The sequence below is a fragment of the Haladaptatus sp. W1 genome (assembly GCF_001723155.1).
In the GTDB taxonomy this organism is placed as follows: Archaea; Halobacteriota; Halobacteria; order Halobacteriales; family Haladaptataceae; genus Haladaptatus; species Haladaptatus paucihalophilus.
The window spans coordinates 36,838-62,809 of the sequence record NZ_MEIH01000325.1; the positions used below are offsets into that span (position 1 = coordinate 36,838).

At 51.6% G+C, this 25,972-nt stretch carries 17 protein-coding genes and 1 pseudogene; 10 read left to right on the forward strand and 8 right to left on the reverse strand.

What is annotated here, in order from left to right:
• Nucleotides 1–374 precede the first annotated feature (374 nt).
• Nucleotides 375–923 (forward strand): BCCT family transporter, encoded by a 549-nt coding sequence (locus BG842_RS31895; RefSeq protein ID WP_254663277.1) that lies wholly within the window; start codon nt 375–377, stop codon nt 921–923.
• Complete coding sequence (locus BG842_RS31900; protein WP_254663282.1) at nt 857–2,305, forward strand: BCCT family transporter; 1,449 nt, start codon at nt 857–859, stop codon at nt 2,303–2,305. Before BG842_RS31895 ends, BG842_RS31900 begins: the two co-directional genes overlap by 67 nt.
• Here BG842_RS31900 and BG842_RS17850 read toward each other — a convergent pair.
• Both BG842_RS17850 and BG842_RS17855 read right to left on the reverse strand, forming a co-directional pair.
• Nucleotides 2,240–5,101 carry an exodeoxyribonuclease V subunit beta gene (locus BG842_RS17850; RefSeq protein ID WP_069451830.1) on the reverse strand — a complete coding sequence of 954 codons (2,862 nt, stop codon included), beginning with the start codon at nt 5,099–5,101 and terminating at the stop codon, nt 2,240–2,242. The two genes, BG842_RS31900 and BG842_RS17850, sit on opposite strands and share 66 nt — an antisense overlap.
• Nucleotides 5,098–7,685, reverse strand: a pseudogene (locus BG842_RS17855) (PD-(D/E)XK nuclease family protein). Before BG842_RS17855 ends, BG842_RS17850 begins: the two are co-directional and overlap by 4 nt.
• 192 nt (nt 7,686–7,877) lie before the next feature.
• Here BG842_RS17855 and BG842_RS27915 point away from each other — a divergent pair.
• The 3 genes from BG842_RS27915 (at nt 7,878) to BG842_RS29045 (ending at nt 14,268) form a co-directional block, all read left to right on the forward strand.
• A complete protein-coding gene (locus BG842_RS27915; protein WP_083252614.1) occupies nt 7,878–8,243 on the forward strand; it encodes a hypothetical protein in 366 nt (121 codons plus the stop codon).
• A 2,379-nt stretch (nt 8,244–10,622) separates the two neighbouring features.
• On the forward strand, nt 10,623–12,788 hold the full coding sequence (locus BG842_RS17870; protein ID WP_139136174.1) for a hypothetical protein: 2,166 nt from the start codon (nt 10,623–10,625) through the stop codon (nt 12,786–12,788).
• 10 nt (nt 12,789–12,798) lie between these two features.
• A complete protein-coding gene (locus BG842_RS29045) occupies nt 12,799–14,268 on the forward strand; it encodes a hypothetical protein (RefSeq protein ID WP_139136175.1) in 1,470 nt (489 codons plus the stop codon).
• Nucleotides 14,269–14,890: 622 nt separating this feature from the next.
• Here BG842_RS29045 and BG842_RS17880 read toward each other — a convergent pair.
• The 4 genes from BG842_RS17880 to BG842_RS17890 all read right to left on the reverse strand — a co-directional run bounded on the left by BG842_RS17880 (nt 14,891) and on the right by BG842_RS17890 (nt 19,064).
• Nucleotides 14,891–16,081, reverse strand: coding sequence for a M20 family metallopeptidase (locus BG842_RS17880; protein WP_069451835.1), 1,191 nt, complete (start codon nt 16,079–16,081; stop codon nt 14,891–14,893).
• A complete protein-coding gene (locus BG842_RS30075) occupies nt 16,074–16,247 on the reverse strand; it encodes a hypothetical protein (protein WP_175424201.1) in 174 nt (57 codons plus the stop codon). The genes BG842_RS17880 and BG842_RS30075 overlap by 8 nt, the downstream gene beginning before the upstream one ends.
• A 187-nt stretch (nt 16,248–16,434) precedes the next feature.
• Complete coding sequence (locus tag BG842_RS17885; protein ID WP_069451836.1) at nt 16,435–17,811, reverse strand: dihydroorotase family protein; 1,377 nt, start codon at nt 17,809–17,811, stop codon at nt 16,435–16,437.
• The gene (locus BG842_RS17890) at nt 17,808–19,064 is read right to left on the reverse strand and encodes a Zn-dependent hydrolase (protein ID WP_069451837.1); all 1,257 of its coding nucleotides are present in this window, start codon (nt 19,062–19,064) and stop codon (nt 17,808–17,810) included. The genes BG842_RS17885 and BG842_RS17890 overlap by 4 nt, the downstream gene beginning before the upstream one ends.
• Before the next feature lie 91 nt (nt 19,065–19,155).
• Between BG842_RS17890 and BG842_RS17895 the strand changes: the two genes are divergently transcribed.
• Entirely contained in the window at nt 19,156–20,775 is a 1,620-nt protein-coding gene (locus BG842_RS17895; protein ID WP_069451838.1) for an amidohydrolase family protein, read from the forward strand.
• Nucleotides 20,776–20,799: 24 nt separating this feature from the next.
• On the opposite strand, the gene thrC is transcribed toward BG842_RS17895, so the two are convergent.
• Both thrC and BG842_RS17905 read right to left on the reverse strand, forming a co-directional pair.
• Nucleotides 20,800–22,047 carry a threonine synthase gene (gene thrC, locus BG842_RS17900; RefSeq protein ID WP_069451846.1) on the reverse strand — a complete coding sequence of 416 codons (1,248 nt, stop codon included), beginning with the start codon at nt 22,045–22,047 and terminating at the stop codon, nt 20,800–20,802.
• A 152-nt stretch (nt 22,048–22,199) separates the two neighbouring features.
• Complete coding sequence (locus BG842_RS17905; protein WP_175424203.1) at nt 22,200–22,865, reverse strand: MASE1 domain-containing protein; 666 nt, start codon at nt 22,863–22,865, stop codon at nt 22,200–22,202.
• A gap of 213 nt (nt 22,866–23,078) precedes the next feature.
• Between BG842_RS17905 and BG842_RS17910 the strand changes: the two genes are divergently transcribed.
• The 4 genes from BG842_RS17910 to BG842_RS33205 form a co-directional block, all read left to right on the forward strand.
• The gene (locus BG842_RS17910; protein ID WP_175424204.1) at nt 23,079–24,032 is read left to right on the forward strand and encodes an energy-coupling factor transporter transmembrane protein EcfT; all 954 of its coding nucleotides are present in this window, start codon (nt 23,079–23,081) and stop codon (nt 24,030–24,032) included.
• 16 nt (nt 24,033–24,048) lie between these two features.
• A complete protein-coding gene (locus tag BG842_RS17915; protein ID WP_069451841.1) occupies nt 24,049–24,918 on the forward strand; it encodes an energy-coupling factor ABC transporter ATP-binding protein in 870 nt (289 codons plus the stop codon).
• Nucleotides 24,906–25,748 carry an energy-coupling factor ABC transporter ATP-binding protein gene (locus tag BG842_RS17920; RefSeq protein ID WP_069451842.1) on the forward strand — a complete coding sequence of 281 codons (843 nt, stop codon included), beginning with the start codon at nt 24,906–24,908 and terminating at the stop codon, nt 25,746–25,748. Before BG842_RS17915 ends, BG842_RS17920 begins: the two co-directional genes overlap by 13 nt.
• 16 nt (nt 25,749–25,764) lie before the next feature.
• The coding region (locus BG842_RS33205) for an aspartate/glutamate racemase family protein (protein ID WP_394327486.1) at nt 25,765–25,972 on the forward strand (208 nt) is incomplete at its 3' end.

A 25,972-nucleotide genomic window follows, 5' to 3' on the forward strand; every position in this document is an offset into this window, starting at 1 on the left:
TCGTTCATGGTTCGTCCGATGAGGGTTGCTGTGAAATGCGGCGGCGATTAAATTTTTGTCTATCCATTAAATACACCACAGCATAGAAACACGAGCTATTATTATCGATTCTCAATAGAGAAGTATGTGGTATTGTGTCATGGTGTCTCGGAACACGGATCCGGTACTGAATTTGAATTCGAATCCGCATCCTCGACTTACGACGTCGAGACACCGAACGACAACGAGACAACAACGGGTTGGGAAATCACCGTCGAGTCCAATCGATACGTCGTCTAGCGTCGAAGATTTCGTCGTCAACTGCTCGAACGGGCGGCCGCTTCGCTGTTCCGTGCGGTACAGAAAACACTAGCAGGAGATCACATGAGCGAAACATGAGCCAAGAACAAGGAATCGTACGCGAGTTCGTAGACGAAATAGATCCGCTTGTGTTCGGATTCGGGATTCTGACCGCGGTAACGTTCCTCGGATACGTCTTACTCGTCGGCCCGGACCAAGCAGGAACTACCATGGAAGCCATCAACGACTGGTTGTGGACCAACTTCTCGTGGTTCTACCTCTGGGCGATGCTGATATTCGTTGGCTTCACGACGTTCCTCATCTTCGGCCCGTGGGGAAAGATCAAACTCGGTCCCCCCGACGCGGAACCGAGACACGACTTCCTCTCTTATTTTGCGATGTTCTTCTCCGCCGGAATCGCCGCCGGAATCGTGTTCTGGGGACCGGCGGAAGCCATCTTCCACTACGGAAGCGGAACCCCACTCGCGGGAGCTGATGCCCCGCGAAGCAACGTATGCTGGGGTCGCTCCAGTACACGTTCTTCCACTGGGGCATCTCTGCGTGGGCGGCCTACCTCATCGTCGGCGTCCCTATCGGCTACTTCGCACACAAGAAGGACGCGCCGTTCAAGTTCTCGACCGTAATCGCGCCGATAGTCGGCGTCGAGAACCTCGACGACAGCTACTTCGCACGACTCGTCGACCTCGTCGCGGTGTTCGGGACGATGGGCGGCATCGCCACGTCGCTCGGGTTCATCGGTCAACAACTGCTGATGGGGATGGACTACCAGTTCGGGTCGGTCCGAACGCCGTCGGCGTCGGCGTCGGCGCTCCCGCTCGACATCTTCGGCGTCCAACTCGGCGACCTCGGCATCATCCTCGTCATTATCGGCGTGACCACAGTGTTCACGCTCTCCGTCATCAGCGGCGTCGAGAAGGGTATCAAACGGCTGTCACAACTGAATGTCATCGTGTTCGTCTCATTAGGGGTGTTGGCCTTCTTCATCGGCATCTACAATGGGATGGCCTCGTTCGTGCTCAATCTGGGGACACAAGCCATCGGCCAGTACTTCGACCAGTTCATCAAGATGAGCCTGTTCACCGGCGCGACGACCGATTCGGCGTTCGTCGGTGGGTGGACCGTCTTCTACTGGGCGTGGTGGTTTTCGTGGGCTCCCTTCTCGGGCATCTTCCTCGCGAAGATTTCGTACGGTCGGACCATCCGGGAAGTAACGTTCGTCGGCGTCATCGCAACGACGCTGGCGACGGTTCCGTGGTTCCTCGTCATCGGCGGGATGTCGATGCGGATGCAGCAACTCGGTCAAGCGGACATCCTGGGCGTCCTCGCGAACTACGGTGGAAACGAAGCCGTCTCCGGCTATCCGTTGTTCGGAGCGCTTCCAGCGGGTGCTCTGATGGCAGGCCTGTTCTTCCTGTTGGTCATCACGTTCTTTGTCACGTCGGCCGACTCCTCGACGCTCGGCATCGCGATGCTGACCACCGGCGGGAAGGAGAGTCCCTCGGAACTCAACCGCCTCATCTGGGGCGTCCTTCAGGGACTCGTCGCCGCCGTCCTCATCGTCATCGGCGGACCGGTGGGGCCAATTGTGGATGCTCTTCCTGTTCTTCCTGCATCTCCGCGAGCTCCGTTCCACGAGACGGTGTCCTTACTCGTCTGCTCTGATGCCATTGCAGATGTCATGTACTTTGATCCAAAGCCGAGTGCAGCCGCTCCCCCAATCGTCTGTAATAACACACGTCGGTTCATTTTAGACGGGGTTGTAATTACTGATTCGTGTAATAAGCTTTCTGCTGGGGAATATGGTGTATTTGGGTGTCACCAGGAACACAGGGGTTGTTGGAGAATCCCTGGAAATCCGTTGACGCTGATCTCCTCCAATATTCTCGACCACTGTATCCGAATACTATCAATTATTTACTTCGAAACGAATTTAAAAAGATCAAACGAAGGAATATACAGATCCAATAGATTTCTGTCTCACAAGCTCTATGAGGTCACTCTTTGAGAGTGGCTCAATATCGACATGCCGCCCATCAACCGTGTAGAAGATACTTGCCGTCACGTCTCGCTCTGGGAACCACTCTGAGAGCACGTGATAGTAGACGCTCAGCTGCTTGCGATATTCTGTTTCAACAATCCGACTAAGGTCCGTTTTGAAGTCGATGATCTCCACCGTCGCAGGACGGATATGAACGAGGTCGATGATTCCATAGATGGTAACTCGTCCGCCATCAACCGTCAATGGCAGATACGCATCCTCTTCAACACGTAGTTCACCGTCTAATGAGTCGATAAAGCGCTTGATGTGACGCTCATCGTCGTTCGCTGGTTCGACAGCGTCCCCCAATACATACTGCTCGGCGAACTCATGTGTTCGTGTCCCGAACTCCGATCCCCTCCCCTCTTCCACCTCTTCGAACACGTCGTCATTCATCAGTGAGTGCGGTGAATGGCCAACTGGTCCCGCAGGCGTCGGGATTGAAATCTCGAAGTGGGATTGCGTCGTCTCACCATCGTGGACTTCCTGGACGTCCGGATGATACTCTTCTAGATCCACCGGTAGCTCTTCGAGGAATGTGTTCGGATTCTCGCCTGCCGAAAAGACCAGATGACTCTTCGCACGAGTCATTGCCACGTAGAGTAACCGACGTTCTTCATCGTAGCCACGTGGAAGGCATTTTCTGAGCACATCCGTCCGCCAATTATCGTGGATATGGGGATACCCGTAGTCCTCGGCGTACTGTTTCCGTTGGCGTAACCCGATCGGATCGTCGAACGTGATCGCGTTGGTACTCCCACCGGAGGGTGGGAACCGACGCGAGTTCATGTTCGCGAGGATGATAATGGGATGTTCGAGACCCTTTGCTGCGTGAATCGTCTGGACAGTTACCGAATTCACACCAGCACTTGCATGCACATCGTGTCTACTGCCGTCGTCGATACCAGTCTCGATGAATCGAATCAGGTCTCCTCGCGTCTGGATCGTTGAGTTGTGGACGGACTGGATGGTCGTCAAAAGAACGTCGGCATACGAACCGTCGTACCCATATTGGGAGAAGACACGCTCGGCAATCCCACCGATCGTCTCCATCGCCTCCAGCTCCGCTCTGAACGCCTTCATGTTCGATGGGTACGCCTCGTGGTCCAGGGTATGTCGAACCTCCTCTAAGGAGTAGCCAGCTTCCTCGAGGACAGCTGCCCAGCCACGCTCAGAGTCCGATTCGAGGATCCGGAGCCAGGCTAAGAGGAGTTTCGCTTGATCCGAGCGGAACAGTTCGATACCGCCCTCGTAAGCTAATGGGAGGTCGTACTCTTCAGCGACAGAGAGGAGCTCTCGGCCAAAGTCCCGTGTCCGTGTGAGAACGGCGATATCCTTGTACTCCGGCTGTCGAAGTTCTCCGTCGTCTTCTATCTGATAGGCTTCGTTACCAACGATCTCCTGAATCTTGGTGAGGACGGCCTCTTCCTCGTCTTCATGCTGAATTGCTTCGATTTGGGAGTTCTCATGCGTTACATTCGAGGACAGGGAGACGATTCGGTCGTGGACTGCCTCGGCATCGATACGATCCGTACTCGATGCAGGTGTGACGAGACTCTGTTCGGAGAAGTCGAGGATCGATTGTGTCGAGCGATAGTTCTCGATGAGTTCAATCTCCCTAATTGGACTCGTCAAAAACGAGATGCGCTCGAAGTCGGCGTTCAACTCATCGACGAATCGATCGAGTCGAGATTCGAACTGGGTGATGTTCTCGACAGCCGCGTATTGGAACGAGTAGATGCTCTGTTTCCAATCACCGACGACACAGAAGTTGTGCGTTCCAGCGAGGAGGAGGGCAAGTTTGAACTGGATCTCGCTGGAGTCCTGGAACTCGTCGATCATCACGTACTCGAATTCGATGGTCTCTCGCAGTTGGTGATCCTCACAAAGCAAGACGAAGGCGAACAACTGGAGGAATCCGAAGTTCAGATAGTTCCGACCGAGCGCGAACGAGAGATACTCGTAGTAGACATCGTGAACGAACTGTTTGAGGTCCTCGCGGTTCTCCTCGAAGGCCTCTCGGGAGACGTCTGCTGGGACTTGTTTCGTGCCACGGCTCCCTCGTAGTTCGGCCTTTGTGGGAGCGTCCGGAAGGAAGCACTTCTCGTGTCCGTATCGACCGAGTTTGTACCGAAGTCGCGATTGCTTGTTACCATCATTCCGGGGCTCGTTCAGCTCATCGAACGTGGCCTTGAACGCCTCAAAGTCCCCATCCAGATGGCGTTCACCATTCCGATACCAGCCATCCGCAGTTGGGAACACGCCTTTCGATGCGAGTTGGTTGATCAGGCCGAGGAGTTCAGTTGGGTTGGTTATCCCGCGGAAGAAGTCATCATGTTCGGGATGGTCGTCGATGAACCGGCGAATGAATTCCCGAAAGAGCCCCTGCTCTACGGTCTCGTCCTCAATGATGCGCGTCGATTGGGTAATGCGGTCATCGATTCCGAGAAGAGTTGGAGCTTCGAACCCGTGTTCCATGAGGATATCGTGACAGAGGCTATGGAATGTCTGGATGGGTGCATCCGAGAGTTCGCGCATTCCATACTCACAGTGGGAGACGATCCGGTCTTTCATCTCGGTCGCAGCGTTGTTGGTGAACGTCACCAGGAGGACGTCCTCCGGTTCGACGTCATCCTGATCGATGATGCCTGCATACCGTCGTGTGACTGTGAACGTCTTTCCAGTGCCGGCACCAGCATCGACTACGTGAATTCCCTCTGTGCTATCGATGAGGTCCTGCTGTTGGTCGTTTGGTGACGTCATCGGGGTCCTTCCTCCAGAATGCAGTCACGGTGATCCACGTATCGGTAGTTCGGCTCTTCACCCGGGCCTTCGACGGGGAAGCGTTCCTCACCGTTGTGTCGGTCGGTGAGTTCCGTGAGGCGGTCCTGGATGAACGTCTCGAACGCATCGAGATCCTTGGCGAAGTAGTTCCGGTTTCTGATGCCGAGCAGGTATTTGAGCCCCTGTTTACAGCCATTTTTGACGTACTTGTAGTCGCCAACGGCGTCCACCATTCGATCAGTCAGTGCGTGGCCGAACTCAGATTCGATGAGTTCGTTCTTGTCTCGCGTTGTCGGGAAGTCGTATTCGTCGAGAAACGCCTGGTAGGTTTCGTAGTCGATCTTCGAGAACGTCTTCTTGCAGTCGCCGTACGCCTCTTCTTGCAGTTCAGTGAAGATGGCTTCTGTCGCGATGTACTCTGCGTGAGTCGTCGGATAGTACGTCACCGTCGTGAGACAGTCGTCGAGATCTGAATCTCCCGTGACCACGTCGTCGAGCGTTTCCAGGAAATGGAAGAATGTGAATTGGAGTAGTTCGCCTGGGTGTTCACTCCGTTGATGGGTGAGATACAGTAGTGCCTGGAAATTCGGTTTGTCCGTTGGAGATTCGATATCGGAGTTTTTGACCACGTCTTTGGCCGATTTCTTCGACCCACTCTTGTAGTCGAGAAGTTGGGTCGGGCTGTGAACAAGGTCGATTTTCCCTTTCACTCCTAAGTCCGTGTTTTCGAACCACTGCTCTGTGGTTGGTGACTCAACTGGCTGATCGAAATACTCCGCAAAGTGATTTTGACCGTAGCCACCGTCCGGTGTGACGAATGCATCTGTTTGTGGTGGGTTGGTATCGAGGTATTCGGTGATCATCTGCAGTCCGATCCGGTACTTCGTGCGTCGAACGTCGTGGTCGACACTCCGAAGATAGGGTACCATCTCCTCAAGGATGATGATCGCGATCTCGTCGAGTGTGTCTGGTGTAATTTCGTCGGGTGGTTGACGTAGAACTCCGCGAAATCGTGGAACAGATTGCCCTCTTTGAAACGTTCCTTGTCGGGCGTCTGGACGAGGCGGCTGTAGAAGTAATCCCGTGGGCTATTGACGTACGTCTTCAAACTCGACTGGCTGATCGTCTCGATCTCATTTGAGGGGGCGTCTACGGGTTCTTTCTCGAAGCCGTCCTGGGTTGGTCGGGTTGGTCGTGTATGAGCAATCGAATCGAGGTCACTGAATCGCTCGAACTCCTCGTCAAGTAATTCTTCGAAATAGAGACACGGTGTGACAGGAGCGCCACCAGCGGAATCTTGGACGAGGTAATACTGATCGACGCCACTCTGGAGCAGGAGCTGGAATTGTCGAATGTTGCGTTCGAATTCCTGGTCTGTATCGACCCATGGACGACGTGGTGATGAGTGAGTCCAATCCTCATCAAGTCCAAGATAGAAGACGACTGGTCGGTCGACATGTGCAGCGGACTTTGCATCGGCGAGCAACACGCCCTCGTTCTCGCGATCGATTGGCACCTCGTATGACTGCAGATAGAATTCGAGACGGTCGATTGCTTCCTCGCTGACGATCTCGTCTGCAATGCCGAGTGACTGTAGTTCGTCGCGGAAGCGTTCAAGGGTCGAGTCGGTGGTCGATTCATAGAGGTCGAGTGCACTCTCGAAGCTGTAGGTGGAAATTGACTCCCTGAAATCGTGGAACCAGTCGAGCTGTTCGATGTCGAGTCTGTGGAGGCATTTCTCGTTGTGTTCGACGTCGATCGACAGTCCGAGTTGTGTGAGCAGGGGTTTGATGTCGCGGACTTGGGTATCACGACCAGCGTGTGCACTCCGAAGCAGGTGGAGGAATGCTCGATGGTGGGGGTCGTCCGTGAATCCTGGCCCACCGTAGTAGGGAATTCCTTCAGCTTCGAGAGCGGATTCGACGAGTGATGAATATTCGCTCGCCTGATCGAGGACAATTGCGATGTCTTCAGCGGTTGCCTCGGTGATAGTGTCGAGCAGCGTATCGATGATGGCTGCAGGTGAGTCGAGCAGGTGGAATTGTGGGTGATCGAATGGCTCGTCTGTGAACGGATCGATTGTGGTGTATTCGGTCGGAAATATCGATCGTTCGAGTTCTGTAAATTGTTCGATCCCCACGACTGCAGTGGACACATCGTCGTCAACGCTGTATTCGGTGAGTTGTCGGGAGGTTGTATCCATCTCGGCGATATGCTCGACTGCAGCCCGCGTTGCGTGCGTCGCATACGCATCATACTCGAGGATTGCGTCGATGCTTCCGCTGTACTCCCAACACTGGAGGATGTTACCGACAGCGTTAGCAGCTTCTTTCCAGTTGAGTTCCGTCTCGTTGACGAGTTTCAGGAAGGCGAGTCGGTCTTCAGCTTGTTCTCGACGTTTCGCTGCGAGTCGGCGAGGCGAAATTGCAAACGGACCGAACTGTGGACGATCGAGGCGGCGGTTTATTGCGCTTGCGAGTGGCGCATCCGGTACGAGTACAAGATCAAAATCCTTGCATTCTTCGTAGATAGTGTTAATCGATTTCGACCGTGTAATTGACACGGGACGGTAGTCTCAATCGGATTATAAAATTGTTTCGTCGGAAGGGATTGATTAGAATAGGTTCTTAGCAAGATTGCTAATGGGTCTCTCAATCCGCCAATTGCGTCAATTATAATGAAAACTAGAATGCATTTCAAACCATAATAATCGAGACAAGTTTATATGTCTCAGATACATATAGTATATTCCACTATGAATCGACGTGAAGTTCTGAGGAAAGGAGGACTACTACTACTAACAGGAGTCATGACGTCCCTCTCTGGATGTGGCGGTATTATCAAAGGAGTAACATCACCACTAGAAGTAACTTCAAAAGATGCGCGTTCTACAAGTTTTGGGAACGTGATTGTTACTGCTCGAGTATCTAATCAGTCAGATGAGAGGCAGTCAGGAACCTTGTGGGGAGAAGTGAACATCGACGGTGGAAGCTCGTATGAAGAATCGGTATATGTAACAGTCCCTCCAAATTCAGACAAGGACTATGAAATAAAGTTCGATATAAAATTCTCTGAGTTTGGTGAACAATATACATATGATGCTTGGGTCGAAACAGAGTAGATCCTCAATCAGTACTCTGGTAGTTGCGATCTTGTAAATTATCATCGTCAACCGTCATGGGCAGTTACTCCAATGTGATTCCGGTATAGAGCAGACAACATTCAGTTACAGACGAACCGCAGTGGGGTTGAAGCCGCTAGACGACAGATACGTAGCTGTTGCTCGCCGACTTGAGGAAATAGTAGCTTGCTACTATCAGCATAAGGAGCGAGACAATATCTAAGGTGACGCAACCGAAAATATCGCTCAATGCCGAAAGTGCAAAGCCAATCGTTCCAAGCATGAAGGCTTTGCGAGATGTCGCTGTCAAATCCCTGTCTCGTAGTAACGTGATGGTAAACGCCCAAACCATCCCGATAGCTAGCCACGTCTCACTTGCCCACTGAGGGATAAATTCGAACATGACTCGCAACTACCGTAAACACCTTCTAGGAGTAAAATCTGTTTGGCTCCTCACAACCAGAAAAACGGTTGTGCCCACCATCGAATATGATATAAATGGAATCAGTTACAGACGAACAGTCGTGGGGTTGAAGCCGCTAAGGAATTGTTTCGTCGAGAGAAATGAACGTCATTACCGATTCAACCAGCAGTCTCGTTCACGCATATTCAGTCCAAATGTCTCCCATTCGATCATAGACCCAAGGGACAACAACACGTGAGAATACGGATGGTAACTCTGGTGAATATTTTTGATTCAGTCCATCATTATTCATCGGGTGATAATTTGGGTGTGGAAAAAGCTATTTCGCCGATGTTGATTCTAGTCAAAACCGAGGTGGCTTATCGACCCGTATTGGGGTAGGATTCTCGCGAGCTACAAGAGTACTCATCACACGGATAGCAACATCATTCCACGAAGATCGACCACTGGCAATGCTACGCGCCCAAGATTCTTTGATATAGTAGTTTCCCACTTCATAGTGCGTATCCCCGTGTGAAACGACCATAATCCCAACGAGACGGTGGGGTGGATTGGCAGTCGAGGAGACTGTACCCGCATACGCACCTGTGACCGTTCCCATCTCTCGCGCTATTTCTCTCTCGTTTGTTCCATTCGTTTCGTAGATCACATACAGGGTCCCATCCCGTTCCGTTACTGAATAGACAGTAATCCCTTCGGAGATGAGCGTGGCTTCAACCAGATCGGCAGTAGAATACGGAGCACCCCCGAGACTGGACGGAACAGTCTGAATCGACTTTGAGTCTGTCGATGAAAGTTGCAGTATGTTCGATTGTGGTGCTGAAGATATAGCTGGGCTCACTGTGTCTGGAGAGTTCACGGAGCGAGGTTCTGCTGTCCCCATCCCTGGCAACACCATCGCAAATAGGACTAGAGCCATCAGGATACCCGCACTAGCCGACGTATGAGTGACGACAAGGGCACGTCGTTCTTTTGTTTGGTTTTCTGTATCCGATTTCGTATTTCGGTCTTTTCGACCTCGAAGTGACGATAGAATGTCCATTAGAGGACCTCACTGAAGCCATGAATCAATAGTTGACCTGAGCATACCTCTGTTGTCGAGATCCGGAACGTTGGGTTGATGTTTTCCATTTTATTTTTCTCTAATATATTGCGCAAGTCGCGGACGAAGGGCAAGGCAGTGCGCATGAGCCATAAGAATACCAATATGGTGATAATGGTGGAGTATTGTTCTGATATTTAACAATACGGGAACGCCCAATACGACTCGATATTCTCATCCTACTCAACGAGATGGAGATGTTGTACATGGTATCTAACCAACGCAGAGATGACGGATCAGCGGAGCAAGAAAGCCTCTCGGGATTGGGACGAGAATAAACCTACCTGGCAAGGTAATTATGATACTGTACTATTTCGCTACTAACGGCGGTGGGTCCGAGTTTGATATAGCCGATCTAGTGGGTTGAACTGTCTACACCGCTGTTGTTGGGTGAGGAAGTTCGTGATTACTCGTTGTCTTGCCGTGTAGGTGCAATCGCTTTGAGCTCTGCCTCCCAGAACGGGTTTGACGTTTTTCTGGAGTATCGTCGTCAGTCCGCCGATTTCAAGAGGATTCGAGCCCGCATTTGACGTTTGGATGGTAGACCTCCACGACTCAAACACCAAAGAGGGTCAATGCGGTTTTGAGATTCGCAACGGGGGCAATCTCTTGGATTCTTCATGACACACGCTCATCTCAGAAGTTGCGATAGATCTGATCTAAGTAAAAGTAAATCACATGAGTGGGTGGCTATCTAAGGAAGATTTTCAATGGTCGGTTAAACAATGATGGATATTTTGGACAATCAATGTGAATTATACGCTCTAAAATAGTATCTGCTAGAACACTAGCTGGGAAGCTCACACTAGGAATAGGTTTACAAGAGAAATTCATCAGGACTGGAGGCAATAAAATGACGAAAGATACGAATGAGCCTGACGACAGTGGCGAGGTCAAAACGGTAAGTCACCGAACAATGGAAGATGATGAAACAACTAACCATCCATCCCAGCAGTCGATTCGTGATGAGGAAGAGTGGGTATTAGTTCGTCGTCGTTGCGACGACAAGCGTCAAAATGGCGTGAAAGACAGTCGAGACGGTAAAGATGACGACAAAGGGTCTGATGGACGCGATAATGAGGATGAAGGCCCTGGCGGGCGAAATGATGAGGAAGATGGCTCTATTGGGCGAGGTACCGAGACAAATCGCGGCCCATGTCCGCCTTGCTGTCGGCCAGAAAATGGGAAAAATCCAACATATACCGTTTCGTTCCGCGAGCCCCTTATGATTGGGACACTGCCAGGATTGGAACAAGAGGAGTCAGAACAAGGTGACGAAGGGATGGTTACAATCGCCTGTCTTCCAGTAGACGACTTCACCCTCTTCTTTGGTCTGGATCTCCAGTACGATCAACAGTGGATCCTCAAAGAGACATCACTCGGTGACTTGTCATCGGTTCTCTCGCTCGCGCCAGCGGAAACACTCACGCTAGTAATCAAAAAGACATTGCGGACGAAACTCGAAGAGAATACGCTGAAATCCACTGAGTCGATGGAATCGTTTGAAAACTCCATCGTGGATAAGGAAGTGATGAATGTCACCCGAACCTCTGCTCGCTCGAAACAGTGGGGCGTGACTGGAACTGGTTCGATTTCCTACGACGACGTCGTCGGGGCCAACGTAACCGGTTCCTTTTCGAAATCCATCGAGAACCGCCATCAGAGTACCAGAGAAAAGCTTTCGGAAACGACTCAGAAATCGGCCCGTCAACTGAAAAATCTACAGAAAACCGAGGTCGGTCGAACAACAGAAAGCGTCTTCCAAGCTGAAGAACGGCGAGTGATAACGAATCCATATCGTGACCGGTCGCTGACGCTCAACGTCTACGATATCATGAAGACGTTCGATGTCGCCACACAGCCCCTCCCGCCACGACCGGTCGCTGTGCTGGATATCACGAATTTCGTCATGGACAATGCATTCGTGAAGGAAAACGGTGACTTTCTCGCAACGCACTTACTCGACCAGGGACTGGCAGCAGAGCTGGAACTCGCGCTTGAAGACGTTACAAATCCGGTCAACTTTCAGGCTCAAGAACGTGCGGGTGAAATCGCAGCAACAGCGTTCGAGTACCTGTTTGACCATGCAAATATATTCGATTTCACGGAACCAGACGCCAACAGTGTCGACAAATCGTTTTCGGTGAAACTGAGCGGTGGGTGGGGTGACTCCGGCTTAAAAAAGGCAAGCGATAAGGAGCTCGGTGAGGAGTTCGCCGCGATGAATTTGCTGTATGAACAGTATCGGAGTATAAAAGAAACTGCCGATACGGAACTAACGGCCGATGAAAAACAAGACCTCATCGGCCTCGCAATCGCGTTAGAGAGCTATGTCGCCGACCGCTTTGAGGAGGTACCTGAACGAAAAATCAAAAAGATATTCAATGAAAAACGCGAAACCGAGCCACTTCGCCGCCTTCCCGGTTTCCTTACAATCGTTAATGGGCAGTTGAAACCGCTTTTGAAGCCAGTTGAAGAGGAGCGAGAGGCCATTGAAGCGGTAGGTCGCGCCGAGTTCGTCATCAATCGTATCGTCAAGCATCTCAACTGCCATCGGTCGTTCTACATCAACGCATATCTTCTGTACCTTTGGAACCTAACCGGTACGTCCGATTTCACCGAAACTGTCCGGCGGGTGTTGGTGGTCGCTTTGAGTTCCGACCCAGAAAGTCCGACACCAGCAGAAGAAGAGAAGATTTCAAACTTGGAACGTCTCCTCGACTTCGGCGAAGGATTCATCAATGGCACTCAATTCGTGGTTCCACTCCGGACAGAAGAGGTATCGAACCCACTAAGCCGAGTGGATAGAATAGTTGGCGGGTTGACCGGTCCGGATCAGTCGCTCGATTTCGATATCGACCTTGAGGGAGACGACCCTTACGAGGTGGACGTTCCAGCGGACGGCGTCTACATCGAAGCAGTCGATAACCTCTGTCATCTCCCGGACGTGCCAGAGGAAGGAAGTGCCAGTGTCGAGATCGATGTCGAGGGCCGGGACTCAAGATCTGGGAAGATATAACATTGTAGATATGCCTGAATCACCAATAGACTTTGATCAAGCGGTAAAAAGACTCCGAGTTGAAGATTTGATGGTACTATACACAGATTCAGCTCGTCCCATCAATACTGAACCAACCCCATTTTACAATCCAACCCCAATATCATTATATTTTAGAAATAAATTTTTGCAAAAAGACCTCAAAAGAGGAAGGGTCCAATTCCTTATTAAGCAGGAATTTGTAGATAGGATTCAAAGATTTGCAAAAATATCCCGTTGGGAGACGCTTTTTTGGTTGTACTGTGACTTCCCAGGACGACATCTTCAGCGTGAGCAGGAGGATTTCTCATGTCCAGACGGCAAAAATAAAGTCCCATCGCCAAAAATAGTTAGGGGAAAACCAAAGACACCTGAAGAAACATTGGATGTTCTCCGAGGAATTATTAAACAACAAACCGAAAGAATTCGGGCTCCGGCGCCGGGAGAAAGCCAACGTACTGGATGGGGCGCGGTGCGTGCGATTGCCAAAGCCCGACAAAAAAGTGGCGGCGGAACGGAAGCCAAAAAAGAAGACATCGGTATTAAAGAACTAGAATCCCTGCTGCGAGAATTGCCAGTTGCTACGCCCGAAGAACGTAGTGCATCGAAAGCAGCTGTGACTTCGTTAATTCTCAGCATTCGTGGAGGCGTTGGGGAGGGGCTTGCAGGCACATCCGTACCTGTTGTTGGGGCACCATTCACGGCAGAATCGCTGATTCAAAAGCTGGAACAGGAACAGTACGAAGATGCAGCTAGCGACCTTGTAGCCTTAGCCGGAGATGCAGCTACCGTATTCAGTCTCCTCATTACCACCGGTATAGAGATGGGTGCTATCACTAGCGCAACCTCAGCGCTGGCTCAGGCAGGAGTCGTGTCCAGCTTCTTCGCCGAGGCAGCCGGGCCGGCTGCCATTGCCGTTGCAACCATGGTGGGCGTACTCAGCATCCCAGGCGACGCCAACGAAAATCTTTGGAAGATCTTTTTCATTGTGGATTTTTCAGGGATTCTAACGTCTTGGATCTTCAACGACAACACCATTTCGCCACATTCACGACTGCTTTCCGAGGCTCGAACATTCGGTACTGATCTGACGAGAGGGGTGCGTAGTGCCCGTCGGAATGATCTGACGGGAGCGGTGCGTAGTGCCCGTCGGAAGGCGGAAGAGGTATGGAGAGATCAGTTCCAAGACCGCCCTGAACGGATACAGCAGGCACGCAGAAGCGTTGGCAACGACTATCGAGTCTACTGGCGACTTCTTGGAGCGCTCTTAGAGTCTCATCTACAACCGGATCCGACTGGTATCGCGTCAGTGCGAATCGATGATCTCATTAATTGGGTCCGTCAACGACGTAAAGAACGGCAACAAAACGCTCGTCAGCGAGAAGAATCAGTCTGGCGTCGGGGCGGCACGATCAGGACGCGAGAAGGATTGGAGCTAACTATCCCCCCATTGAGCGAATGATGCCGGACGGATAATGATGGGGAACGAGCTAACGCCTACGATGATAGATGAGAGAGTGTGACACTTAATGGCCGATATACAGAGGAAGCGACTGACAACGATATTCTTCGAGTAGTGCTCATTCAATTACCGTCTCTGCTGGCCAAGAGGATATCCATAGCATGGGGAAGATAGCAACACGGACTCTCCAGCAACGCATCGCGAAGTCATGATATATCCTCGCGACCGAACTACTTTGTACGATCCGGTGGTGTCAGTTGGCCAGAAATATCCCTCAGTGAACCGTTGCTGAACGTGATTGATTGTATTGAGGAGTCTGTTGATTTCCCACGAGAGGACGCACAGTTGAGTGATACGATTGCTTCGACCGCTAAATTGATCGCGGAAGGATCTCTTGAAGAAGCAGTAGCCCAAACAGGTGTTCAACTAGAGTAGTGAGGCTAAGTTTCCCTTCTCTCGTTTCGACGGTAACCGGTATGTTGCGTGCCTTGTTCGACGGATAAACGCGGGTTCTCGAACGCATCTACAGCCTTTTGTGACGCTTTATAAACTGATTCTGTGAACAATTCGCTTCCTTGTTGATTCATGAGCTTGCTCTTATCTCGGTTGCTCAATTGAATGCTCAGGACTCTCTCGTCAGAAGAGTTCTTGCCGCCCGTTCGAGGATTATCATTCCTGCCTCTGCGTTAGCTAGGTCTATGTACTCGTTGATGGTATGCGCCTGCTCCAAACTTCCGGGCCCCCATGTGATGGCCGGAATCCCCGCACTGTTAATGAAGTCTCGAACGTCGGTCGAGGCTTTGATCCCCCAGGGTTCGGAGGAGACGTCTGCGACCGCAGCCGAGTGTTCTCGAAAGATCTCTGCCAGCGGGTGATCAACCGAGATTTCGGCCGAGGCATAGGTTTCGTGCCGTTGCCATGTGGCAGTAACTCCATGTTCAGTTTCGAGATCATCGACCAGTGCGGCAACCTCGTCGTCCACTCCGGCGATGGTCTCGTCGGGGAGAATCCGACGATCCAGCGTCACGTATGCCCGCTCTGGAAGGACAGCCTTGTTCGAATCGGCCCCTGCGATTACCTGTGTGACGGTACCATACGCTCGTCCACATAGTGGATCGTTTCGCTCGCGAAGGCGGGCATCGTAGTCCGCGAGCGCGTCGATAACGGGTTGAACATGTTCGATGGGATTACGACCTTGATCGGGTCTGCTCGCATGTGCCGGTTCTCCCGGCCATCCGATTTCGTACCACGCCATCCCCTTCTCACTGGTTGCAACCCGCATTTCGGTGGGCTCAAGAACGACCCCAAAATCGCCATCAAAGCCTGCTTCGAGGAGCGATTTTGTCCCAGGATCGGCAGTCTCCTCGCCTATCGCGGCGTGGACGACGATCGACCCGTCGAGATCCCCTTCCTTAATCTCATCACGGAGGGTATACGCCGTGAGCATGGCTATGGCAACTCCTGTCTTCATGTCTACGCTGCCACGGCCGTATAGCCGTCCCTCGTCAATGACGCCATCATATGGCGGGTATGTCCACTCGTCGGGATCGCCAGCAGGGACAACGTCGAGATGACCGTTTAAGACGAGTGTCGGATCGCTAGTTCCGACTCGAGCACCGACCTGTGGTCGAGTGGCATCTGGCTCGGTGACCAGCGTCGTCTCGATCCCATGGTGTTGGAACCAATCGTGAATGTACTCGGCACAGGCACGCTCGTTTCCGGGTGGATTTTCGGATTCGATGCGGACCAGTGTAGCCGCAAGTGATGGGAGTTCTGTCGGGTAGTGGTTCGAATCGTCTAGGTCCTCACTCATGATCGGGGCTCCGACTATCAGTTTCCTTCACCGCGTCGCAGTCGTACTTAGCGTCTAGAATTCCGGATACCCCCTCGTGGTTCGGATACGCGTCTCTGACCGGATCAAGATCATATGTCGCGTTGCAAAGTGCACATTCGAGGGTTTCAATGTGGTTGACTGCCATGTGTGAACACCTCACAGTCAAATCGTATTATAGTACCGCCTGCCATCGTCGGGGACATGCAGGTCAGGTAAGTGTGAAATCTGTGATCATGAATTTATTATTATTTTATTATAATTTAGATAATAACAATACATTTTTTAATTCTCTATAGCTCGTGTGTTCCCGTGCACCAATCAATTTCTCTGGTTCAACGCGTGGGGTCCCACTCAGGAAGTGAACGTGAGACGTACTGACCATGGCCTGGTCGACCCACTACATTTCCTTCGTCAACGACGCGTTCTCCTCGGACGTATGTCTGCTGAACTGTTCCAGTCACGTCGCGACCTTCGTAGATAGTGAAATCGGCCCGCGATGCATTTTCATCCCCACTAATGCGTTTGGTCTCCTCCGGATCGAAAACGACAATATCAGCATCAGTTCCTGGAGCAAGCGTCCCTTTCTCTGACAATCCGAATATCTGTGCAGGGGCTGTACTCATTACTCGTACTAAGAAGGGATACCCAAGTCCTCGCCTGTTCACAGCTTCATCATGGAACACAGGGACGCTTCTCTGGAGACTTCCAGCCCCATATGGACTATCCCACCAGTCGACCTGTTTGCTCTCACTGGAATGTGGTGCATGATCAGTCGAGACGATGTCGAGCGTTCCAGACCGAAGGTATTCAAACATCGCCTCGATGTCGTCTGGTTTTCGAATCGGTGGCGCGATGAGTGGGAGGTTTCCTTGTGTTTCGTAGACTGAGTCATCAAGCGTTGTATAGTGAGTGCACGTTTCTGCGCGTACCTGACTACCATCGTTTCGGAACCGATCGATGACCTCTGCTGATTTTCTACATGATGTATGAATACCGTAATATTTTGCCCCTGTGTCCATCGCCATCCTGAGGACATTCTCGGCGGCCATCGCTTCGGCGAAGTCCGGCCGTGATTGAGGGTACCACATAGGGTCATTCCGACCCCTCGATTTGCAGTCTTCCACCAAGGTTTCACAGACCGAGTTGTCTTCGGTGTGGAACACTCCGACTGCATTTAGATCGGCGATTCGATCCAATACCTTGTAGATAAATCCGTTTGAAATCCCGAAATCGTACGCTGTGAACATCTTGAAGGATGTGACGCCCATCTCGACTGCCGTAGAGAGTTCGTCAAGGACGCTATCAGTTTCAACGGTTATCCCTCCGTGGAGGCTGTAATCGATGAGCGCATCCTCTGCTTTTTCTTGTTTCCGTTCAATTCCTTCAAGTAGTGGCCGTGGAGGGTTTTCTGGATTGTTGTTCGCTGTCTGCCACGCGAAATCGATGACAGTGGTTATTCCACCTAAGGCAGCAGCAGTGGTCGCAGTTTCGTATGTATCAATCGATGCTGAATCGTCGATATGAACGTGTGGGTCGACGAACCCCGGCATTACGAGCTTCCCAGAAACGTCGACGACCTCAGAAGCCGCAGGGAAATCTGTTTGTGAGCCAATAGCGCTGATCTTTCCATCGGTAATTGCAACATCCGCGTTGAACGTGTGGGTGGCTGTGACGATGGTCCCACCAGTGAGGAGCGTGTCGATTGTCATTGTGATATTTCAGTCGTTTCCGTCATCGCAGCCTTCTCTGTGACCGCGTGCACGAGGACATTCGCACCAGTCACAACATCATCCCACTCTGTGAACTCGCCCTCGGTATGACTGATTCCGTTAACACTTGGAACGAATATCATACTTGTCGGGCAAATCGTATTGAGATAGTTCGCATCGTGACCTGCCCCACTGACCATTCGCATATAGTCCGCGCCGACGGACTCAGCTGCCCGTTCGACCGTAGCGACACAGTCGTCATCGAACGGATCGGCGTCGACGCGCATAATCTCCTCACAGTCCCAACTGACGCCTTCCCGATCTGCAGCATATCTGATCTCGTTTTGAATCTGTTCGACAGCTTGCTCAACAACCTCGTTATCGTATGACCGGAGGTCGATGGTGAACTCAACTTGTTCCGGAATGACGTTAATCGAGTTTGGATAGACGTCAACCGATCCGACAGTCCCAACCAAATCCGTCCCGCCGGTTGCCGTGAGACGTCGAACAGCATTGATAACATCGCTAGTGGCGACAAGTGCGTCGTTTCGGAGATGCATCGGCGTCGGTCCAGCGTGGTCGGCTTTCCCACCGAAACTAGCATTGAGCCAAGAGAAGCCGTAGACACCTTCGACGACACCTATGCTCAAATCTTGTTCGTCCAGATATGGCCCCTGTTCGACGTGAAGCTCGAAATAACAGTGAAGGTCACGTGGTTCACAAGGCTCGTCGCCTTTGTAGCCAATCCGGTCTAATTCGTCGCTGAAGACGTACCCATCACTGTCCTCACGGGAATACGCATATTCGAGGTCAAAGATATCGGTGAAAACTCCACTTCCGAGCATATCCGGTTGGAATCGGACACCCTCTTCGTTGCTCCATGCAACAATCTCAAGTGGTCGGTCAGTTTCCACGTCCGCATCGTTGAGTGTTTCAATCACCTCAAGCGCGCTGAGAACACCGACGACGCCATCGTAACGACCACCATTGTATTGGCTGTCGATATGTGACCCGAATAACACCGGCGCGGCATCAGCGTTTTTCCCGTCTCGACGACCGAAGATATTGCCCATCTCGTCGATAGAAACCGTCAGTCCTGCTTCTTCGAACCATTCAACGAGCTGATTTCGTGCGTCTCGGTTCGCATCCGAGAGAGAGGGTCGATTTACTCCACCACGTTCCGTTTCTCCAATCTGGCAGAAAAGTTCGAAACGGTCCTGAAATCGTTCACTGTTTACTGTCGCAACATCCATGTCATACTATCACAGGATGGCATTTCCTTTTACTGAATAGCCTCCCATGGGAGGTAGTGCCGTTTTTGTCGCGTGCAAGCAACCCACATACATGGCAGAGTCTATCGAATTTCAGAATGCGACGATCGTTGACGGCACAGGGCGGCCACCCTACGATGGACACGTTCTCATTGAAGATGGCACGATCAAGCGGGTTGGAGATAATCCCGCTGGTGCAGACCGAATAATCGACCTTGATGGTTCGTTCCTCGCACCTGGATTTATCGATATGCACGCTCACTCGGAGCTTCGGCTATTCGATCATCCTGGCGCACCGGAGAAGCTCACACAAGGAGTTACACTCGAAGTGATGGGACAAGACGGTGTCAGTGTGGCTCCTGTGCCTGAAACGCTCAAAGACGAGTGGCAAAAACGCGTCCAATCGCTGTTAGGGACAAAAGACGATTGGTCGTGGAATTCGATCGGTGAGTTCCTCGACGAACTGGAGGTAACTGAGCCAGCGGTCAATTGCGCCTACTATGCTCCGCATGGGAATCTTCGTTCTATGGTCGCGGGCTTCGAAACGCGTGAACTCGAGACGGCGGAAATAGACACAGTTTGCGAGGAGCTCAGAACAGCCATCGATGAGGGTGCCTTCGCAATGTCCAAGGGCATGATCTACCCACCGAGTTCCTATGGTCGTGACGACGAATTTGTCGAGTTAGCCCGAACACTAGAAGCACGCAACTCTTTCATGGTCTCGCACGTCTGGAACGAAACCGACTACGTCGTTGAGTCCATCGAGAGGTATATCGGTATCTGTGAAGAAGGCGGCTGTCAGCCACATATTTCACATCTCAAAGTCGGTGGAAAAGCCAATTGGGGCAAGTCGGAAGCAATCATCGACCTTCTCGATGCTGCCAATGAACGCGGTCTTGAAGTAACGTTCGACCAGTATCCATACACTGCTGGATCAACGATGCTCACTGCGTTACTTCCCCCCTGGGCACGAGAGGGGAACTCGTCAGATATTCTCGACCGTTTACAAGACCACGAGATCCGTGAGCAAATCCGCACCGATATCGAATCCAACGGCGAGTGGGAAAACCTTGCACGGGCCGCGGGCACGTGGGAGAACATTCTCATCACCCATACAGCCAGTGGGCAGGACGTCGGCGAAACGGTTGACTCGATTGCAGCCCAACGCGATCTCGATCCAATCGACGCGATGTGCGACTTACTCGTCGAAGAAGACCTCGATGTAACGATGGCGGACTTCATTATGGCTGAAGAAGATATCGAACGGTTCCTCGCTGATGAACGAGGAACCATCTGTTCGGATGGTATCTTCGGCGGAAAACCCCATCCCCGGGCAATCGGAACGTTTGCTCGAATCCTCGAACGGTATGTCAGAGAGCGTGAAGTGATGTCGATTGAGACTGCCGTGTACAAAGCCAGTGGGCATGCGGCGGCAGTACTTGGCCTTTCAGACCGGGGACGCGTGGCTGAAGACTATCACGCCGACCTCGTGGCCTTTGACCTCAAGACGGTACAAGAGAATGGAACGTACGAAAATCCATTGCAGTTGGCTGATGGCATGCAATATGTCCTCGTTAACGGAACAATAGCGGTCGAAGATGGGCAACCAACGGGAGACCGGTCAGGGACGGTGCTTCGGTCGACAGAGGAGTGGGAGAGCTCATCCCGACCAGAAAACGAGAAAAACGCGTAAACGCGTCCTGATTTGTACTACGCCTTATTGCGACGACGAGCGTTCGTCACCATACAGCGCGTTGACGTCGGCCAGGTCAGGTTGAATGCGCTGTGGTTTACCACTGGCTTCCATCGCACTTTTGGTATCCTTCAATCCGTATCCGGTGACGACAGCAAGCACGCTCTCGTCTGACTCGATGATGCCTTGGTCGAGCGCCTTTTGAACGCCTGCGATTGGGGCCGCTCCTGCAGGTTCCGCATAGATTCCTTCTGCGCTGCCAAGTGTCTTTTCCGCTGCAAGAATTTCGTCGTCACTGACGAGGAGTGACGTTCCCCCACTTTCTTCGAGCGCTTTACAGGCCTTGACGGTATTTCGCGGCCGACCGACCGAGATGCTGTCTGCAACCGTTTCTGCAACCTCATCGATGTCGTCATGGTCGTGGAACGTGTCGTGAATCGCACTTGCCCCCTCGGCTTGAACACCGAGCATTTTGGGCGTCTCGTCGACAAAGCCAAGTTCGTAGAATTCACGGAACCCTTTCCAGCCACCGTAGATCGTACAGCCATCACCCATGGAGAAGACGAGCCAGTCCGGAACATCGCCTTTCGTTTGCTCTGCAAGTTCAAGCCCGACGGTTCGCTTCCCCTCAACCTGGAATGGGTTGATTGCCGCGTTGCGGTTATACCACCCAAATTCCTCCGTGACTTCCATACTCAAGTCATATGCCTCGTCGTAGCTCCCATCGACAGCCAAGACGTCTGCACCGTAGACTAATGGTTGAGCAAGCTTTCCTTCCGGGGCTGCGCCCGGGACGAAGATTCGACATGGCAGTCCGGCGCGGGCCGCATACCCAGCTAGAGATGCGGCCGCGTTGCCCGTCGAGGCACACGTGAGCACGTCTTGCCCCATGTGGACGGCCTTCGTAACCGAGACGCTCGTCGCACGGTCTTTCAGCACACCGGTGGGGTTCCGCCCATCGTCCTTAACACGGATGTCGACGCCAAGTTCGTCGCTCAGATTCGGCGTGTCGAACAGGTCGGTGCCCCCTTCGTTCAGGGTGATGGGGTCGGCATCGTCATCAACTGGGAGAAATGCACGGTATTTCCACTGGCTGTCGATAACACCGTCAAGTGGCTGGTCGAACCGATCGTTGATGATATCGTAGTCATATTGCACTTCGAGTATGCCTTTGACTCCCTCGTGATTCGGGCACGTGTAGATGATCTGATCCGGGTCGTAGGTCTCACCGCACAGGGTGCACTCCAGAGTAGTCACGTGTTCCATTGCCATACGAAACCATGACTCTGCGTCAGTCAATAACCCACAACCTCCCATGGGAGGGTATCGCTGGCACGCTTGTTTTCGATTAATTTTGAGGCACGCCGGTACCGAACGGTAGATGAATGCGGGCTGACCGAAAAGCGAAATTGATAATCGGGGACTTACGCCCACCAGTTCTTCACGAAGGCTTTGCTGTCGATAATGACCGGTGAGACGAACTTCAGGAGGATTCCACCAAAGATGATTCCAGGGATGGTGTTCCCGATCCACCAGCCAACCCAGACGACTGGCCACGCCTGAGACGTGATGAGACCGAACGCTAGCAGGATACCGGAACCCCAGAGTGAACCGACGAAGTTTGCTGCGATGACACCGAAGACGATGAAGATCGCCCAATCACGCCTCGTTTTGAGGGCTGGATGCGCATTGAATCGTTTCATCGCCCATGCGGCTAGCCCAGCTTGAACTGCATTCCCTGGTAGGTACGCGAGCGACACTGGGAGCGGAGCGGAACCACTGATCGTGTTTGAAATGACAGGGAAGATGGTACCAGCAATAATTCCCCATCCGCCGAACCAGACTGCCCCAACTGCTTGGACAGCTTGGCCGGGCCAGAACGCCGATACGAAACCAATGGGAACCGCGAGACTCCCGAAGGTACCGACGACGATTCCGATCCCAATGAAGAGCGCAGTCATTATTACGTGGACGGGGCCTGATTCTCGACGCTCGCCTTCGTGAACTTCCCAGACTTCACGACCATCCACTTCCGGTTTTTTACCAGTTGATTCCTTTTCTACATTACCAATGTTTTCAGTCGAACCCATATTCATCACCGTCTTGCATGACAGTAGGTACCACTTGGCAAATGTGGATAAGACTATAACCTCCCATGGGAGGTAGAAGTTAGTTTCAAAATCACTTATTATTTAATTAAATGTTGTAAAGTAGAAATATTCGTGAACAAAGGCAATTAGGATGTTCACCACCTCCCATGGGAGGTTGAACGTTTATCCATTGAACTCTCTCTATGCTATATGATGGCAACACACGAGGCAACGCAAGACAATGCGAACCTACCGGTCACAGAACAAAAGGGGGTGGAAGCGAAGGACGCCCCAACGCAAAGACGCAAAAAAACGTTATTCGGTTACGTTCCCGCCGAATCATGGGTGTACAGTTTCCATCCATTGACGCGCCTATCGATAATGGTCATTTTCGCGTTCCTCCCACTTGCAGTCCTTACCACCGAGCTAAATATAATGCTCGTTGGTATCTGGATAATGCTCTTATTGACTGCAAACGTGACCGTTGAGCGACTCAAATTCTTCTTCCCGTTAATTGTCACGATGTTCATCTTCATGGTGGGCACATATCTATTCTTCCCGGGGAACACAACGGGGATGGTCGCTTTCAAAACGGGCTTCGTAACAGGATATTTCGAACCACTGATGTTCGCATTCGCGAATTACTGGCGTATCATCGCCCTTGTCTTCGCCGCGATCTTCTATGCGACTACAAATCGCGAACGAGACATCATTGTTGCACTCCGACAACTTAATATCTCGTTCGGTGTCGTGTACGTCCTCTCACTAGCGTTTCGGTCGGCAGGGCTATTCCTCGACGACTTATCGACGATTCGAGAAGCCGAACACGCCAAAGGCCTCGACACTGGAGGAATGTCCGTGACTAACAAAGTGAAACACTACGTCATGTACATTGTTCCACTGTTCACGCTTGCGATCAGGCGGATTACGCACATCGAAGATGCCCTGTTTGCACGTGGATACCACGATTTCGAATTCAGCCTCTTCGAAAAGAGTCGACCGAACTATCTTCAAACACAGTACCAGATGCATCTTCGCGACTATGTCGTCATCATTGGAGCAATCGGAATTGCATTGGTCGTGTTCTATCTTGCGCTGTTCCAAGGATGGTTCCAGTACGACCAGGGAATCGTGTACGATTACCTTCGAAACGCAGTCCAATCATAATTAAAACGGTGAACTCATGACGAAAGCAGTAGAAATTACGAACCTCAATTGGCGATATCTCCATGCGGACAGTAACGCACTGGACGATATCACACTCGACGTTGGAGAAGGTGAAGTTCTCGGAATCGTGGGAGCGAACGAAAACGGCAAGACATCGCTCTTGAAGTCCATCAGTGGAATGATTCCAAAATCGACGGATGGGGTGAAAGACGGCAACGTCAAGCTCTATGGGACATCTGTCGAGGAGATGAATGAGCGTGAACTGGCGTCAACTGTGGGCTTCGTTTTCTCGGATCCCGAACTTCAGTTCACGATGATGAATGTGATGGACGAAATCGTCTTCGGCCTCGAAAATCTTCGTCTTGATGTCGATGAGATCGATACACGCCTTCATGCTGCAGCAGAAAAAGTTGGCATCGAAGACTTACTCGATAAATCGCCACTAGAACTCTCTGGTGGACAAAAACAGCGGGTGGCCCTCGCGTCGGTGATCGCCATGAAACCCGATATTTTTGTCTTCGATGAGCCGACCAACATGCTTGACCCTCATGGGAAAGCACAGGTGTTCGAAATAATTAGCGAGCTCATTAAGGAAGATAAGACAGTTATCATTGCAGAACACGATATCGAATACTTAGCGCCGCTCGCGGATAGACTCGCCTTTATCGACAACGGTGAAATAACACACTTAGACCCACCTCGTCAGTTCTTTGGAAAACTCTCTGATGCGGAGCTTACCAACTTATTCGCACCAGAAGTGACTCTCTTTGCGCGTCAACTCCAGTCAGCAACGAATCAGGAGACCGAGGTACCGCTCACAATTGACGAGGCAGTCTCGCTCTGTGAAAACCTAGCAAAAACGGAGGACGAAATATGGAAAAATTAATCGAAACGAACGATCTCCACCTGACGTATCCCGATGGGACGAAAGCCCTGAACGGTGTGAATGTTGCCTTCGAAGAGGCAGAAATCGTTGGGTTGATTGGACAGAACGGAGCCGGAAAAAGCACGTTATCTAAATGTCTGAACGCGACGCTCTCACCGACGCAAGGTGACGTGATAGTCGAAGGAATCGATACACGTGAAAAGAGAAGCGCAAACGAAATTGTTGAGAAAGTTGGGTATGTGTTCCAAAACCCGGATCATCAGTTATTCAATCGCTCGGTCTGGGACGAAATTGCATATGGCCCCCGAAATCTCGGGATGAGTGATGAGGAGGTCGATGCACGCGCTCACGAAGCTGCACAAGTCGCTGGAGTAAGAGAGGAGTTGTTCGACGAACACCCGAACTCATTGACGAAAGGGTTGCGCCAGCGAGTCGCAATCGCTTCGATCTTGGCGATGAAACCCAACACAATCATCGTTGATGAGCCGACAACCGGCCAAGATGCTCAGCAGTCTATCGAGATCATGAATTTCCTTCGTCGGCTCAAAGAAGAAGAAGACAGAACGATCATCATCGTCACCCACATCATTCCAATTATACAACAGTACTGTGATCGAGTTATCTGTCTCAAACATGGACAAGAATTGATCGAAGGCTCACCGCGGGAAGTCTTTGACCAACCAGATACGCTCGCCGAATCAGCAGTGCAGGCCTCACAAATAACGCGCTTCAGCTACGAACTCGATACGCAGTTCCCGGACATCCATCGACCGTATCTCACTGTTGAAGAAGCGGTGCAGGATTTCCAGTCCGCGACCAAGAAGCAGTAATACAAGGTTCCCTCTGATGAATACAATTCTCGTCCTTAATCCAAATACCTCAGAGGCGATGACTGAAGACATCGCAAAATCAGCAGAGCAAGCAGCATCTCCCCAAACAGAAACAATCGTCACGAATCCAGATATCGGTCCGGAATCACTCGAATCATATTACGAGTACCATCTCGCCGCCATCGCGATGCTCGAAACGATTGCTGATTATCGGGGAGAAGTTG